This window comes from Hymenobacter sp. (assembly GCF_036387835.1).
GTDB lineage: Bacteria > Bacteroidota > Bacteroidia > Cytophagales > Hymenobacteraceae > Hymenobacter.
This window is the reverse complement of the sequence record NZ_DASVSY010000090.1, coordinates 1-14,751: the sequence shown is the minus strand read 5'-3', so window position 1 is coordinate 14,751 and position 14,751 is coordinate 1. Positions and strand designations below refer to the sequence as shown.

At 55.3% G+C, this 14,751-nt stretch carries 10 protein-coding genes and 1 tRNA gene; 6 read left to right on the top strand and 5 right to left on the bottom strand.

Annotated elements, in window-relative coordinates:
* Nucleotides 1–90: 90 nt before the first annotated feature.
* A complete protein-coding gene (locus VF639_RS17445; RefSeq protein WP_331147213.1) occupies nucleotides 91–768 on the bottom strand; it encodes a histone deacetylase family protein in 678 nt (225 codons plus the stop codon).
* A gap of 1,043 nt (nucleotides 769–1,811) precedes the next feature.
* Between VF639_RS17445 and VF639_RS17440 the strand changes: the two genes are divergently transcribed.
* From VF639_RS17440 to VF639_RS17425, 4 genes are all read left to right on the top strand, one after another.
* Nucleotides 1,812–3,113 carry a PcfJ domain-containing protein gene (locus VF639_RS17440; protein ID WP_331147212.1) on the top strand — a complete coding sequence of 434 codons (1,302 nt, stop codon included), beginning with the start codon at nucleotides 1,812–1,814 and terminating at the stop codon, nucleotides 3,111–3,113.
* A 102-nt stretch (nucleotides 3,114–3,215) separates the two neighbouring features.
* A complete protein-coding gene (locus tag VF639_RS17435; RefSeq protein WP_331147211.1) occupies nucleotides 3,216–4,742 on the top strand; it encodes a TROVE domain-containing protein in 1,527 nt (508 codons plus the stop codon).
* A 1,538-nt stretch (nucleotides 4,743–6,280) separates the two neighbouring features.
* A complete protein-coding gene (locus tag VF639_RS17430) occupies nucleotides 6,281–7,684 on the top strand; it encodes an RtcB family protein (protein WP_331147210.1) in 1,404 nt (467 codons plus the stop codon).
* Between the two features lie 247 nt (nucleotides 7,685–7,931).
* Nucleotides 7,932–8,729: a DUF2490 domain-containing protein gene (locus tag VF639_RS17425; RefSeq protein WP_331147209.1), complete on the top strand. Its 798-nt coding sequence runs from the start codon at nucleotides 7,932–7,934 to the stop codon at nucleotides 8,727–8,729.
* Nucleotides 8,730–9,518: 789 nt separating this feature from the next.
* Here the strand turns inward: VF639_RS17425 and VF639_RS17420 are convergent.
* Together VF639_RS17420 and VF639_RS17415 are read right to left on the bottom strand one after the other, a co-directional pair.
* Nucleotides 9,519–10,052, bottom strand: a complete 534-nt coding sequence (locus tag VF639_RS17420; protein WP_331147208.1) for an MOSC domain-containing protein — start codon at nucleotides 10,050–10,052, stop codon at nucleotides 9,519–9,521.
* 165 nt (nucleotides 10,053–10,217) lie between these two features.
* Entirely contained in the window at nucleotides 10,218–10,925 is a 708-nt protein-coding gene (locus VF639_RS17415) for a VIT1/CCC1 transporter family protein (protein WP_331147207.1), read from the bottom strand.
* A 124-nt stretch (nucleotides 10,926–11,049) separates the two neighbouring features.
* On the opposite strand from VF639_RS17415, the gene VF639_RS17410 reads away from it, so the two are divergent.
* Nucleotides 11,050–11,736, top strand: a complete 687-nt coding sequence (locus VF639_RS17410) for a Dps family protein (protein ID WP_331147206.1) — start codon at nucleotides 11,050–11,052, stop codon at nucleotides 11,734–11,736.
* 143 nt (nucleotides 11,737–11,879) lie between these two features.
* On the opposite strand, the gene VF639_RS17405 is transcribed toward VF639_RS17410, so the two are convergent.
* Entirely contained in the window at nucleotides 11,880–12,356 is a 477-nt protein-coding gene (locus VF639_RS17405; protein WP_331147205.1) for a low affinity iron permease family protein, read from the bottom strand.
* Between the two features lie 280 nt (nucleotides 12,357–12,636).
* On the opposite strand from VF639_RS17405, the gene VF639_RS17400 reads away from it, so the two are divergent.
* A tRNA-Leu gene (locus VF639_RS17400) sits at nucleotides 12,637–12,718 on the top strand.
* A gap of 58 nt (nucleotides 12,719–12,776) precedes the next feature.
* On the opposite strand, the gene VF639_RS17395 is transcribed toward VF639_RS17400, so the two are convergent.
* Nucleotides 12,777–14,387 (bottom strand): NFACT RNA binding domain-containing protein, encoded by a 1,611-nt coding sequence (locus VF639_RS17395; protein WP_331147204.1) that lies wholly within the window; start codon nucleotides 14,385–14,387, stop codon nucleotides 12,777–12,779.
* Between the last annotated feature and the right edge of the window lie 364 nt (nucleotides 14,388–14,751).

The following is a 14,751-nucleotide window of genomic DNA, read 5'->3' as shown; positions in this document are numbered from 1 at the left end:
CCCCGTCCAGTAGTCCCGACAAGCCCGTGGCCGTGGTCGCCCCCGTCGAACTCAGCAAATAATCCGTGTACAGGTCCAGTGTGCAACTCATCATAAGGTTCCTAAACGAATGAACTGTCCCTGCGACTGCGTAACATCAGTAAGTAAGTAAGTAGCATCCTCGGTGCCCAAATCAAGCGCCACGTCCCGGTTGGACTGCTCTTTGCGCAGCGGATAGTTAGCGCCGGCGTGCATCGAGAAGGTAAACACGCGCGGCTCTTCCCGAAAAATGCTAGCCGTGCCGTCGCCTTGGTGCACGTCCAGGTCAACCACCAAAATCTGCTTGGCTAGCTCGTGATGTAGCAAGTGCATAGCAGCCACCGCAATATCATTGAGCACGCAGAAACCTTCGCCCCGGTCCCGAAACGCGTGGTGCGTGCCACCCGCCAAGCTCATGCCTATCCCGTCGCGCAGTGCCCCCCGCGCCGATTGCACCGTACCGGCCACGCTGCTCAACGAGCGGCGCACCAACTCCGGGCTTTGCGGCAAACCCAACCGGCGCACTTCGGCAGGGGAGAGGTGCAAGTCGCGCACCCGGTGCCAATATTCTGGTGAGTGCACGCGCAGAATATCTTCCTCCGAACATAAACCCGGGTCGTAGAAGTCCTCCGCCGGCGCTATGCCCTGCCACAACAGCTGCTCCCGAATCAGTTCGTACTTGGCAATCGGAAAGCGGTGACCGTTCGGCAAACTGATGCTGTAACGTTCGGAAGTGGCAAGGCGGGGCATGCAGGCAGCTAGAGTGAATACGCAACAGAGTATGCAAAACAAGCAGTGTCGAGCAAAAGCAGCGCCAAAGTACCCAAGGAGCGTTATTTCAAAGCTAGAAGGCTAAAGAGCTAGAGAGCTAGTTCCCCTCGTTAGATGAGGAGAGGCTATAACCGCTTCCTGAACAGTGTAGAGACGCAAAGTGTCGCGTCTCTACACTGTTCAGGAAGGTACTTAGCTTTATCTAATACAGTGAAGGTAGAACATAAGGTTAATCATTAAAAACAGCTTGTTCTGTGATAAATCAGCTAATTAAGTGAAGTATTTTGTTGCCCGGAAATTACGAATTCGTGGTAAGTGTATGCGTGTGTATTGCGGTATTTATTACTGTTGAATTATTCTAGATAAAAAATAATTAAAATATTTCTGAATGTATTTTGGTGAATACAAAAACTCCTCCCATATTTGTCACACCAAACACAACAACCCCATGCTACGCCACTTTAATTATATCAGTAAGCAAGACGACAAGGAGCCAATGGTTTCATGCGCGGTTCGGTATAGCTAAGTAGTAGCAGACTTCCTCTGATACTTCCGCCACCCGAACCCAGAAGGTTCGGGTGGTTTGTTTTCAGACCCTTTCATCCCCTTTGGCCATGCGCCTGTCAAACAGTTGTTTTCTCTACCAATCACTACATCAGCGGCCAATTGGCGGTAAGCGGGATTGGTATGGCCGGGATTTTTCGTTGAACGATTCGCGTAGATAATTCTTCGTGACGTATCCGTGAAAAAAGCCCGACTTCTAGAGGAAGCCGGGCTTTTTTCATACTATTTATTCGCTGAAAATTAATTTCACGCGACCTGAAAAAGCTATGCTCTTTCGGTAGTAGTTAATTAAAAATAATAACTGTATTTACTCTGGTCTGCAAATTCAATTCATCACTCTTTATAATCTCTGTCATGTACGAAAGCCTTCGGACACTACTCAGTGTGCCCGCCTCCGGGTCCTATTTTCAGTCTGATTTTTCAATCGGTAACCGCCCTCGTGAAGGGAACCTAACCCGATGTCCAACCGTCTCAAACCCTTGCCCCACGCCGTCTGGCAAGCCCAGCAAGCGCGCATAGTACTCTCGGCGGCCAAGCGCCTAGACTGGCGCCGCTGGCCGCTCCCCCAACAGGTGGAATACCTGTTTTCGCTCTACGGCTCCCTGCCTGTCATCAATGCCCATTTAGGCGAGAATTCGGCGCTGGCGCAGTTTTACAAGCACTGCATCCACGAACAGAAAGAGCAGCAGCGCAGCCAGTGCGCCGGGCTTTTGCGCGGCCTAGCCGCCAAGCGTACCGAACTACTTTGGCGCGCCGAACTGGCCCCGGCCTTGGCGGCAGTGGCCCAGTGGCTGCCTCAGCGCTGCCGCGAGCTGAACGACTGGCAGCCCCGTAGCCGTAACCCCTTCCGGCAGCTGGAAAGCCTGGTGCGCCACCTCTTCGACCAGTATGGCGATGTGCCCGCCTGGGTTATCAACTCCTGGACTGCCGGCCGCCTGCACGACGGCCTCAACATTGCCGAACTGACCGTGCACTTGGGGCGGGGTGGGGCACTCCGCACCTTTCGTGGGCTGCCGGTGTCGCTTAGCCGCAAGGTAGAACACCACCTGCGCCTGGCCCCGGCGGGCTACTCTTTTCTGCACGCCTTGCGCTACGCCCAGTTAGCGGCCCGCGACCAACTGGCTTGGCTAGGGCCGGTGCTCGATTCTCGCCTGAGCCGCTATCTGGGGCGCGACGATGAATTCTGGCTGCGGGTGGTGGACTTCTTTGCCACCGCAGCCATGGTCGACCCCTACCAGCTGGGGCCCGTGTGCGACTGGATTCATTGGAAGCGCGCGGTGGGCATCAACGGCGAACCAGCCCAGCCGGGCTTCTCGCTGAAGGGCCGCTCGATGAGCAGTGTACTGACGCAAACGGCGCAGTGGCACCGCCAGCTAGCCCAAGCTTCGTACCGGGTGCCGGAAGCTAGCATTACGCTGGACACCACCTGGGTGCCGCTACCTGTACCGGACTTTTCCGGGGGTAGCAAGTGCCCGGTGCGCATCACCCAATTGCGCACCTACAGGAACCTGCTCGACGAGGGCCGTACCCTCCGACACTGCGTGGCTTCCTACTTCGAGTCCTGTCGGCGGGGGCGCAGCGCTATTTTCTCGCTCACTCTCAACGGCACTCGCACCGTGACGCTGGAAGTGCAGGCCAACCGCACTATAGTGCAAGCCCGGGGGCTGTTCAACCGCCGTCCCAACGACGAGGAAGGCGCCTGGATACAGCGCTGGGCAACCGACAACCGCCTGCTAGTGCCCAAGCACTTGCTGAGCTAACTCAAGAAGTCAGCGAAAATGAACACTAAACCGTCCGCTACGCGCAGCACCGAGTGGTGTTAGCCAAACAATCAACAATTCAACAAGCAGCAATCCACCGCCATGCGCTTCAACTTTACTTTCCGCAAAGCCCAACCCGATACCGTGAACCACGAGGGCGCTGCCGCCTTCACGCTCACGCCGCAATTGGAGCTGTACGCCGCCGTGGCTACGGCCGCCCTCAGCGACCAGTTCTACGAGAAGGCCGACACGCGGCTAGCCCGGTTGCGGGAGTTGGTGGCCCGCAACGACCCCACGTTTGTGGCGCAGCTGGCAGTGTACGCCCGCGAGCAGATGTACATGCGCTCGGTGCCCTTGGTACTGGCCGTGGAATTAGCCCGCCTGCACCGCGGCGACAACCTCGTGAGCCGCTTAGTAGCCCGCATCGTGCAGCGCCCCGATGAAATCACCGAGTTGTTGGCTTGCTACGCCCAGGCCAATCAGCGAGCAGGGGTGAAAACCCTCAACCGCCTCTCCAAGCAGCTCCAGAAAGGTCTGGCCGCCAGCTTCAACCGTTTCGACGGTTACCAGCTGGCCAAGTACGACCGGGCCGGCGCCGTACGATTGCGCGACGCGCTGTTCCTGGTGCACCCTACGCCTCGTAACGAGGCGCAGCAAGCCCTCTTCGACCAACTGGTAGCCGGCACCTTGCCCACGCCCTATACTTGGGAAACCGAGTTGTCGGCGCTCGGGCAGGCTATCTACGCCACGCAGACAGAGCGAGCAGCAGCTTTCCGTGAGAAGTGGGAAGCACTGATTGGCAGCGGCAAGCTCGGTTATATGGCCTTGCTGCGCAACCTGCGCAACATCCTCGAAGCCGACGTGTCGGCTGAGGCGGTAGTGGAGGTGTGCGCTACGCTCTCCGACAAGGCGACGGTGGCGCGCAGCAAGCAGCTGCCTTTCCGCTACTTGGCCGCCTACCGTGAGGTGAAAGCCTTGCAAAACGGCCACGTATCAGCAGTACTCGCCGCTCTGGAAGATGCCATCACGCACAGCGCCGCCAACTTGCGCGGTTTCGGTGCCGCTACCCGTGTGGTCGTGGCCTGCGACGTGTCGGGCTCGATGCAGCAGCCAGTGTCGGCGCGCAGCAAAGTGCAGCTCTACGACGTAGGCTTGGTGCTCGGGATGTTGCTGCAAAGCCGCTGCCAGCACGTCACGGCCGGTATGTTCGGCAACACGTGGAAGCGCCTCAGTCTGCCCCGCGGGCCGGTGCTTGGCAACGTGGACGAGTTCTACCGCCGCGAAGGAGAGGTAGGCTACAGCACCAACGGCTACCTCGTTATCAAGGACCTGCGGCGCCGCCGGGAGGTGGTGGACAAGGTGATGATTTTCACCGACTGCCAGCTCTGGAACAGCCACGGCGACGGTGCAACTTTGGCCCGCGAGTGGGTGGAATACCGTCGCACCGTAGCGCCCCAAGCCCGCCTGTACCTCTTCGACCTAGCCGGCCACGGCACCACTCCCCTCGACGTTCGCGCCGAAGACGGAGTGGCCCTGATAGCCGGCTGGTCCGACAAAGTTTTCAGCGTGTTGGAAGCCCTCGAAAACGGGGGCTCCGCCCTCACTGAAATCCAGTCCCTCGATTTTTAACATTCTGCGGCCCCGGGAGTGGCATTCGAACCAGTGAAAGCTGCCGCCACTTCTGGGTTACTGCTCCGAAACAATCAATGAATTCACCTCAACAGAAATCAATGGCAACATTTATTTCACAAAAGACTAAATAATCATGTTAATTCTTGCGTTATTATAATTGGGAAGGCGGCTGACCAGCTTACGGCAGCCGCCAGCCGGAACGGCAGGTAGCTGAGGCAACAGCGCTTCGGCTTGCCGTTCCAAATAGCTGAGCCACCACTTCGGGTGCCGTAGGCGGGCGTTACTTCGTTGGTGAAGCAACCTCTCTTCGGAAGGCTTGCCGGGTTCGAGTCCCACTCCACGGCTTCGGCCGTGGACAATACGCCAGCCGCCTGTTGCCCCGAAGCTGGTGGACCCAGCAAATAAATCACCCTGCCGGGTGTCGTAAATGAGCCTTACTTCGGTTATAAGTTCGATTCTTGTCAGGCCTGCGTACTTTTTACTACGGGTCTGTAGCTCAATTGGTAGAGCAAAGAGCTCATTACATGTTGCCCCGGCAGACTTTTCTTGTTGATCTTCAAGCGGGTGCCGTAAGCTAGCCTTACTTCGCCCCCAAACAGGTCTTGTCGCGGGTTCGACTCCCGAAGTGATGCTTCCAAGCATGGCGCCGGAAATTGGTAGGGCAAGACCGAGTGGCTGGCGCCTGTTGCCCCGTTTGAAATCCACAGAAATAGAGTTCCAGTAGTGGGTGTCGTAGGTAGCCGATACTTCGGTGTAGTTCCGTAAGGATATGCAGGTTCGAGTCCTGCCTCGCGACTGAAAGCCGTGAGTTGCGAAATTGGTAGACGCGCTACAGAAACGGCCGCCGCATTTTATCCCATTACTTATTACCCTTGCACGGGTGCCGTAGTCGGGCCATACTTCGCATTGTGATTGCCCAGGTTGCAGGTTCGAGTCCTGCTGGTGCTGCCTTCAGTGGCGCTGTAGCTCAACTGGCAGAGCAGGTTCATTAGGAGGCTTGGCGCTAGTTGCCCCGTACATAATTTCACCTGACAGGTGCCGTAGCGAAGCCATACTTCGCTTGGGGCAATGGGGTCGTGGGTTCAATTCCCACCTGCCGCTACCAGGCAGTAGCTCAGTGGTTAGAGCACATTTTGTGGGCTTCGCGGCTTGTTGCCCTGTCAGGTTTCGAATAAAGCAGAAAGGGAAGGTGTCGTAGGCTAGCCTTACTTCGTCTGAAACCCCAAGTGGCTATTCGCTTTTCACCCTTCCCAACTCCTTTTCTCTTCCCTGGATGCCGTAGGTACGCGCTACTCCGACCCGATACGTCGGCCCCATGGGCCCGTTGCGCGGGCCGTCTATTGCTCCGAAGTTTAGAAAAAAACTGGTCAAATAGTTGTGAAACAGGGTTATGGCGCGAAGCAGAGCTTCACGTTTCGTTGCCGATTGCCGAGCCGATACAGTGCTCCGCGATACGCGACGCTCCGGCTTCGCGCTACAGTCTCTGGTAACTCGTTCGGTTAACAATCAACGTTCATCAATTAACAACCCTCTATATGGGCAATCTTTTACGCGGCAACGACCTTCGGCAGCTTGGCTTCCCGGAAGGCCGGGCCATCGGGCTGGCACTTGCTCAATTGCAGCGCAGGCATCTCAAAAAACTCTCTCAAACCGACCAACTAGCGCTATTGCAGCGCTTACTAGAAACTCCTAAAGACTTCCTTACCCACCTCGACTGGAGCCATACGGCCGCCGCGTTGCTGCCGCCGCCCAGCCGCCATATTGCCCTCGCCGAGCGCAAGGAATACGCCGTCTTTGGCGCCGAATACATCGAGCACGGCGCCATCCACCAGATGGAAACGGCCATGAAACTGCCCGTAACCGTCGCCGGTGCTCTCATGCCCGACGCCCACCACGGCTACGGCCTGCCCATAGGGGGCGTGCTGGCTACCGACAACGCTGTCATTCCTTACGCCGTTGGCGTGGATATTGGGTGCCGGATGGCGCTATCAGTGTTTGCTTTGCCACCCAAGCACCTGGAACAGCGGGTGCAGGAACTGCGCAAGCTGCTCCTCGACAACACCCGCTTCGGCAACAAGCAAGGCTTCCAACGTGGCCAGAAGCTCGACCACGCCGTACTGGACCGCGCCGAGTTCCAAGACATTGGTTTCCTGCGCAACAAGCAAGCCACGGCGGCCGAGCAAATTGGCACGTCGGGCGGCGGCAACCACTTTGTGGAGTGGGGCATCGTCGACATTACCGACCCTAGCAACGAGCTGGGCATGCCGGTAGGGGAGTACCTGGGGCTGCTTTCGCACTCGGGCTCCCGTGGCCTGGGCGCCAGCGTAGCCAATCACTACACCAAGCTCGCCAAAGATGTGTGCCAATTGCCTTCGGAAGCACAGCATTTGGCTTGGCTCTCCCTCGACAGTGAGGCCGGGCAGGAGTATTGGGCGGCTATGAACCTAGCCGGTGACTACGCTTCGGCCTGCCACCACCAGATTCACCAGCGCTTGGCTAAAGCTCTTGGGGAGCGGCCCCTGGCGAAAGTGGAAAACCACCACAATTTCGCCTGGAAAGAGCGCCTGGCCGATGGCCGCGAGGTAATCGTGCACCGCAAGGGCGCTACACCCGCCGGCCAGGGTGTACTCGGCATCATTCCCGGCTCGATGACGGCTCCTGGCTTTATTGTGCGCGGCCGCGGCAATGCCGATTCGTTGGCATCAGCCTCGCACGGTGCCGGCCGGGCCATGTCGCGGACGCGAGCCAAGCTGGAGCTAGGCGAAGCCGAGGTGAAACGCTACCTCCAGCAACACAATATCGAGTTGATTGGGGGTGGCCTCGACGAAGCGCCGCAAGCCTATAAAGACATCCGCGCCGTCATGGCCAGCCAGACGGACCTAGTAGATGTGCTTGGGTCTTTCACGCCACGCATTGTGCGAATGGAAGGCGGTGCGTAAGGTTATAAAAAGGGTCTCAGTCATTGGCTGAGACCCTTTTCTCGTTTATGAGTGCAGCAAACCCGACTTCGAGGCTACGTATAACTAACAGGCAACTTCAACACGGCCTCTTACTGCGTGCCTAGCAACCGCCAGATATATTTACCTTGGCTAGCAACTAGCCTAAGGCAATTGGGAAGAGCAAGCATGAAACTTTGGAAGCTGACCAACGCCTAGTCAGCACCCCTGTTTCTCGTTTGCTTTTCCAATGAATAAACATCTCCTCGTTGCAAGCTCTGCTGTGTTGCTGCTAGCTAGTGCCAGTCACCCAGTCTTGGCGCAGTCGCCTTCCAATCCTGTACAGCCTTGGGGCACTTGGTTTATTGGAACGTTGCAGCTGCCTGGTAGCACCGAGCAGCGCTGGGGAGGCTTTGCGGAGGCGCAGGCCCGTACCAACGCCCTGTTCCATCAGTATTTCTACAACGAGCTGAAAGCCGGTGTCAGCTTCGACCTCGACAAGAACTTCACAGTGCTGCTAGGTGGTGGCCGCTACGCTACCTCCGACTACCAAGACCGCCCCGCGGGGCCTCTGAATGTGGAAAAGCGCTTGTGGGGACAGGTTGTATTGACGCAGTATTCTAGCCGGTTGAAAATAGAGCATCGGTACCGGGTGGAGCAGCGCTGGTTTCGATTCCGCGACGATAGCACCTCCTCCCGCCAGCGACTACGCTACCGCCTCAATGCGTTTTACCCCCTCAACAAGAAAACCATCGGGCCTGGTACCGTCTTCCTCTCCGCTTACGACGAACTCTTTCTTAACCCCAAAGGCCCTGTGCTTGAACGCAACCGCATCTACCTAGGGACCGGCTATCAGTTCAACGACCACCTGACGCTCCAAACGGGCTGGGTGAACCAAGCCAACTACAACCAGCCTATTATCAAACAAGGCCAGTTTGTACCTCAAAACACGTCAGCAAAGCGCAACATAGTGGTGGCACTTGCCTACCGTATTACTCGTAAAGCCACAGTTAGCACTCCTGAGCGTCTTCCTTCGCAGCAGGACTGATCCAGTGCTTGTTTTCCAGATAAGATCGTTATCAGCAGCTTACCACGCATGCTGCGTTAGCTGGAAGTTGAGTGTTCTTGTGTAATCTAAATTCTCTGGCTTCTACTGCGCACATCGAATAGCTGTGCCGGGCTTTTTTAGAGTAGCGTTTTATGCTAAGCAAGATCTAAAAGCTATGATTATTTGCCGGTGGGCGTTAAGTCAATAGCAGGGGCTTTTGAAGAGATTATCTGCTGTCTTGCACTACTCGCGCAGCGCCTAACAAGCTGCCATATGCCGACGCCTGTTGCGAAACTGACTGAATCCTTTTCCAAGGCTACGTGGGCGGGACTTCACCGGGGAAGATGTATTAGCCGGTATGGAATCAAAAGATGAGTAGGGGGCAACAAGCAAACCACCTTTCAAGAAAAGTAATGCTACAGCTGTGGCCGGAAGAGAAGTTGCAGATGGGAGCAGTTGCATAAAACAAGGGTCGTTTATGTGGGAAACATACATGAACTTCGAGCCGTTATAGAACTAAAACCACCTTTTTTATAAAAATAATAACAGAATAAGCTTACTTGATATACGCGTTTAAGCCTTAAAAAGTTAAATGTATACCTAAATAATTAAAATAACAATTGTGCCTTAGTTGTGTAATAGTTGTGTGGTAATTGCATCAAGTATAATCTGCTACTAAGCAGTCAAGTAGCTAGCATTTTACATTATTCTTATGGGAAAGGACTTTTTGGAATACGGGCTAGTACAACAAACAAATTATATCTTGTCCCTATGTAGCCATTCCGCGACCTATTCGGAGTCTGGTTGTGTAGCAACTACCCGTACTGTGTCTCCCACGCGAAGCACACCTCCTTGCACAATGCGGGCCGTAATACCACCGTGGCCGCGCATAGCGTTGTAGCCACCTGGTCCTAGTTCCTCTTCCATGCGGGAACAGGGGTGGCACTCTCCCGTAATGTCCAGCAAGACCTCCTCTCCAATCTGAATCCGGCGATTTTTAAGGGCTAACAAGTTGAGGCCAGTTACCACCAAATTGCGTCGTAGCCGCGCGGGGTCAAGCGGCGAGTCGTGGCCAAGGTAGCCCGCTACCGCAGTTAAGTGCTCGCCTTGAATTAAGGTGATCTGACGCTTGCCACCCGTTTTAGGACGGGCGTGGTCGCCATTCAAATGACGATCCGTTTCGGCAGTGGCTTCCAGCACAGAAAGCACTGCTTCTCGCCGCACGGGCCGTAAGCCTATCCAAGTCAAGTGGCCGGTTTGCGGGAGGGTATTCAAAAGGGTAGCAATAGTGGATTTGTCGTCGCCGAAGAAAGGAAAAGGCATAGCTGTAGCCGTATGGCTGCGTTGAAAGTTTTACGAATTCACTGTGACAAAGAACGTCGTCAGTAGCGAAGTGGTGCAGGGGCTGCTTCTAAAAGGCAATAACTGGAGAAGAGGTAGTGGCCTCACCTTTCTTGTTTATCAGAAGGCCGGTTTCGCTTAACCAGTTTACAAGGAAATTAATTTAGCTACCCCGAACGCCGCCGCTGCTGCTAACGCTCCAATGCCTGCCATCTTGAAAGCTCCACTTATTGGCGGTTGGCCAGTCAGGCGGCTTTTCAGGTACCCAAAGAGCAGCAAACATAGCAGCGTGATGATGGCCGACCAAAACAGCCCTTGGTTGGGTGTGGACGTAAACACATAAGCGCTCAGCGGTATCAAGCCACCAGCGGCATACGCTATGCTGATTGTAGCGGCACTCTTAGGCGCCTGCTTGGGGTCGGGTTGCTCTAAGCCTAGCTCGTATTTCATCATAAACCGCACCCACTGGTCGGGGTCGGCCGTTAGCTCGGCTACCGCCAGTTTGCGAGTGTTTTCAGAGAGGCCGATTTCTGCCAACAGATCTTCCACTTCGGCCCGTTCTACGGCTGGTACTTCGCGCACCTCGCGGTACTCGCGTGCTAACTCGGCCTGATAGTGGTCCACTTCCGTCCGACCAGCCAAATAGCCGCCGAGCCCCATCGCAATCGAGCCTGCCACAATCTCTGCCAGCCCTGCGGTTATCACTAAATTCGAGGAAGCAACGGCTCCGCTCAAGCCTGCGGCCAGGGCAAAAGGCACTGTAAGTCCATCGGAAAGCCCAATAACAATGTCTTGGAGCATAGCCGAACTAGCCAAGTGTTCTTCGGGATGCGGATGCGCATGTGCGTGTACCATAAGCAAGTAATATAGTCTTTGTGCTAACCTGAAGGTTGTTTATGCGTACTAAGCAGTAGCTGTGCAGTTGAGTATAACCGACTTGCGGCTTATTTCCTTCGATTATTTTTTTCTTTTCAGGACCATGGCCAAAGCTCCCGCCACCAAAACTTCTGCTGCTGTTGCAACTCCTAAAGCTTCTGCGGCCAGCAAAAAAGCACCTTCTTCTAACGGCCAAGCATCGTCCAAGGGTGCTGTATCGCCTATGCTGCAGCCAGTCATTAATCAGCAGTTCGACGCGCCCGCTGCGCTGCAAAAATTTGGTACGGTGTCGCAGCGCCTACCCATCGGCCTCGATACCGATACGCGTCAGCAGAGCGTAGCTAACCTCAACCAGCTTTTGGCTGACACTATCACACTGCGCGACCTATACAAGAAACACCATTGGCAGGTGGTAGGCCCTACTTTCTACCAACTGCACCTCCTCTACGACAAGCACTACGAAGAGCAAAGCGGCCTGGTAGATATCATTGCCGAGCGCATCCAAATCTTGGGTGGCGTGGCCGTGGCTATGGCCCACGATGTAGCTGAACTCACCAGCATTCCCCGCCCGCCCCGCGACCGGGAAGAAGCGCCCGTGCAAGTGTCCCGGCTATTGGAGGCCCACCAGATTATCCTTAAAAACTGCCACGAGTACGCCAAAACCGCCGCCGACGCTGGCGACGATGGTACCAACGATGTGGTAGTGAGTGACGTGATGCGCACCAATGAGCTGCAAGTGTGGTTCGTTTCCGAGCACGTAGTTGATACGCCCCTAGTGCGCGCCGAATAGCCCTCGTGTCGCTCCTTTCAAAACCGCCCCTGCTTTCAATTGAAGCAGGGGCGGTTTTTTGTTGATTCCATTACGTGTAATTGAATATGCCAGTAGTTGCTGCGCTGCCTACTCATTAGGCAATAGGAGGCCACTAAATGAGGCTAATTGGGCTTGTGGCGAGTATGCAGCTTAATAACGTGGTTCTCCTCGGCTTCCTCTACGCTGTGGGTTCTGCCCAAATTCGAGTCATGCCTCGCCTTCTCGGCTAGCACGTCGAAATAGCGGTGGAGCAAATGGATTTCTTCCTCCGAGAAGTCCTGCGCGTTAATAAGCCGGTTGCTAGCACCTTTGTGGGATGCAAGTAACTCGTTGAGTTTGAGATGGAGTACCAACGAATCCTTGTTCTGAGCCCGCTGAATCAGAAACACCATCAGGAAGGTAACGATGGTAGTACCCGTATTGATGACGAGCTGCCAGGTTTCCGAATAGTGAAATAACGGGCCAGTAAGCGCCCAAACCAGTACCGTGCTAAGTGCCAGGCAGAAGGCCATGGTGGACCCCGACCAAGCCGTGACACGCTCGGCGAAACGGGCAAATAGATTAGAGCGAACAGAATCGGTGGGCAGAGAAGTAGGCATTGCTGGAGGGGGAAGCGAGAAAAAAGGCAATAAGAATCACCTTGGGCGCTTGTAGTTAGAAATGTCTCAACTTTATTCTGAACTACGCATGAGTTGGTTCGGGCCTGATGCTGAGTGTACAACGCTCTGCCTCGGCCAACACTGGTCTGCTTGCTTGGCAAAAAATACCCGTGCAAGCTTGCACCACCCAACCGGAGTTCCTACTTTTGCCCTCGCTCTGCCGCCTCAGCAGGCCGAAAGCTTCGGTTTTCGATAAGTAAAGGAGTGCTTGCCGTCATCTGCGCACGTGGTGAAACTGGTAGACACGCCATCTTGAGGGGGTGGTGCCTTCGGGTGTGGGAGTTCGAATCTCCCCGCGCGCACTCCAAATACAAAAGCCCGTTTCAGCTAGCTGAAACGGGCTTTTGCTTTATACAAGTGTTACAACGTGCCGTTGCGCTCAAACGGGTTAGCGGGTACTACCAGCACCACTTTCTCGCGCTCTACCACTACTTGACCCGGTAGAGCACCTTTGGGTTTACGTACGAATTTTTTCGGCGTGACTGTGACGGGGCAGAGGGAATCGTTTTGGCGGCGCGAATACCATGCGGCTAGCTGAGCGGCATGCTCTACCACGGGTTCCGGTACCGGCTGGCCCGCTCGGTGCTTAATAACTACATGCGAGCCGCTTACGTCCTTGGCATGCAGCCACAGGTCGTCTTTGTGCGCGTAGCGCTGAGTAAGCAAATCGTTGTTTTGGGCGTTGCGACCTACCAGGATAGTGAAGCCGCCATCTTCAAACACCTTGAAGGGAAGTTCTTGGGCCTCTTTGGTTTTTGCTTCGGGCTCAAGCTGGTGCTGCTTGCGCCAAGCACGCAGAGTTCGTAAGTCAGGGGGCAGCTTCTCCAACTCCTCTAGTCGTTCCAGACACCAGAAAGCCTCCGCCTCGCGCCGCTCCACTCGCTCAGTAAGCTGACGGCTTTCAATCTGTTGGTTTTTGGCCTTCCGGTAGAGGTTCTGCGCGGTGCGCTGAGGAGTTTCGGTTGGTTTGAGTTTGATGAGGCGGGGCTGGTTGTCCTGGTAAAAGTCCACTACTTCCACGCTGCTGGCTCCGGCCGGAATCTGGCTTAAATGCGCCATAATCAGGTCGGCAGTTTGTCGGTAGCCCGCTGTGTGCTCCAGGTCATACAGTCGCGTGCGGGCCATGCTGGCACTGGTCGTAGCTTCGTCGGCGCGGCGCTCCAGTGACTGGCGAACCTGCTGGAGCTCTGTTTCGTGAGCGCGGCGCCCCAGCGTCAGGGGCACGAAGAGCCGCAGAGCCGCAATTGGGTCGGGTGGAAGAGTCCGTTCCACTTCACCCACGGGCAGCAAACTCAAACGAGTACGGCCTTCTACCACCACTAAATAGAATGCCGCAGGATTTTCAAGCAGTACGAGTACCTGCTGAATTAACTGTTCTTTGAACGCCAGTGGAGCCGGGTCGTAGCCCTGAGTACGGAGGTAGCGGGTCGGCAAATCGGCCAAGGCTGGATAACGCTTAAGCGGATTTACTGTCGATGCCTTATCCCCTTGTTCTTCTTCAGTTTTGGGAGGAAGAGCAGGCGACACATTCTCGTTGGCTGACAGTGGCTGAATTTCGGCATCGGCTGCGTAGCGTTGATGAAATAGCTCAGCTGGTGCGTCGGGAGTAGGGCGGAAAATGGCGTTAGGACGGGGCCCATACAGCTTCAGCAGCAACGTAGCGCCGCTCTGAAAACGCAGCTGCAGCACCCGGTCGTTCGGTACCGCCCTTACTTCTGCTACCTCCTGGTTCAACAAGCCAGGTAGCAAGTCCACTGAATTAGCGCGGGCGCGGTAAAACGTTTCAGGCAAAGCCAACACCGTGAATGTGGCTGTAAGCTGTGCCCGTAGCCAAAATTCCGCTGTTCCGTTGGTCAGGCCTATGACCAGCTCGTCCTTCTCCTGCGAAAAGCACGTTGCCACCTTATAGCTTGCTAGTTGATGAGTAAGGGCTGGCGCGAGCTGGCGCAGGAAGTAGTAGTTGGTATGCATAATGTAAAAGACCGGCTACCTCAATTCCCACAACAGTAGAAGACGCCCGAAGCAACCGGTTATTAGGATGGCTAAGGTAAAGCAGAAATTCCAGTAAGTATGTGGAGGTTATAGCCTATGCCTAAACCAAAATATAGCATAAGATTGTGTAATATAAATTTATTGATAAATTTGCTAAGCCATTAATTGAACCTTTATTAGTTATACATATTGAAAACGTAGCTATAGCAGATTCAAGAACGGTGTAGCTGTTCGCGACTAGGCTGCGTAAGCGGTTGTATGCAAGCCTATTCTTTGGATTTACGCCAGCGCGTGGCCCAGGCGTGCGCTGAGCCGGGGGCGCGGCAGGCGCAGGTGGCGCAGC

Bases quoted from the DNA above. Each gene is read 5' to 3' on its own strand.
- VF639_RS17445 (WP_331147213.1), bottom strand. From the start codon at position 768: ATGCCCCGCCTTGCCACTTCCGAACGTTACAGCATCAGTTTGCCGAAC.
- VF639_RS17440 (WP_331147212.1), top strand. From the start codon at position 1,812: ATGTCCAACCGTCTCAAACCCTTGCCCCACGCCGTCTGGCAAGCCCAG.
- VF639_RS17435 (WP_331147211.1), top strand. From the start codon at position 3,216: ATGCGCTTCAACTTTACTTTCCGCAAAGCCCAACCCGATACCGTGAAC.
- VF639_RS17430 (WP_331147210.1), top strand. From the start codon at position 6,281: ATGGGCAATCTTTTACGCGGCAACGACCTTCGGCAGCTTGGCTTCCCG.
- VF639_RS17425 (WP_331147209.1), top strand. From the start codon at position 7,932: ATGAATAAACATCTCCTCGTTGCAAGCTCTGCTGTGTTGCTGCTAGCT.
- VF639_RS17420 (WP_331147208.1), bottom strand. From the start codon at position 10,052: ATGCCTTTTCCTTTCTTCGGCGACGACAAATCCACTATTGCTACCCTT.
- VF639_RS17415 (WP_331147207.1), bottom strand. From the start codon at position 10,925: ATGGTACACGCACATGCGCATCCGCATCCCGAAGAACACTTGGCTAGT.
- VF639_RS17410 (WP_331147206.1), top strand. From the start codon at position 11,050: ATGGCCAAAGCTCCCGCCACCAAAACTTCTGCTGCTGTTGCAACTCCT.
- VF639_RS17405 (WP_331147205.1), bottom strand. From the start codon at position 12,356: ATGCCTACTTCTCTGCCCACCGATTCTGTTCGCTCTAATCTATTTGCC.
- VF639_RS17395 (WP_331147204.1), bottom strand. From the start codon at position 14,387: ATGCATACCAACTACTACTTCCTGCGCCAGCTCGCGCCAGCCCTTACT.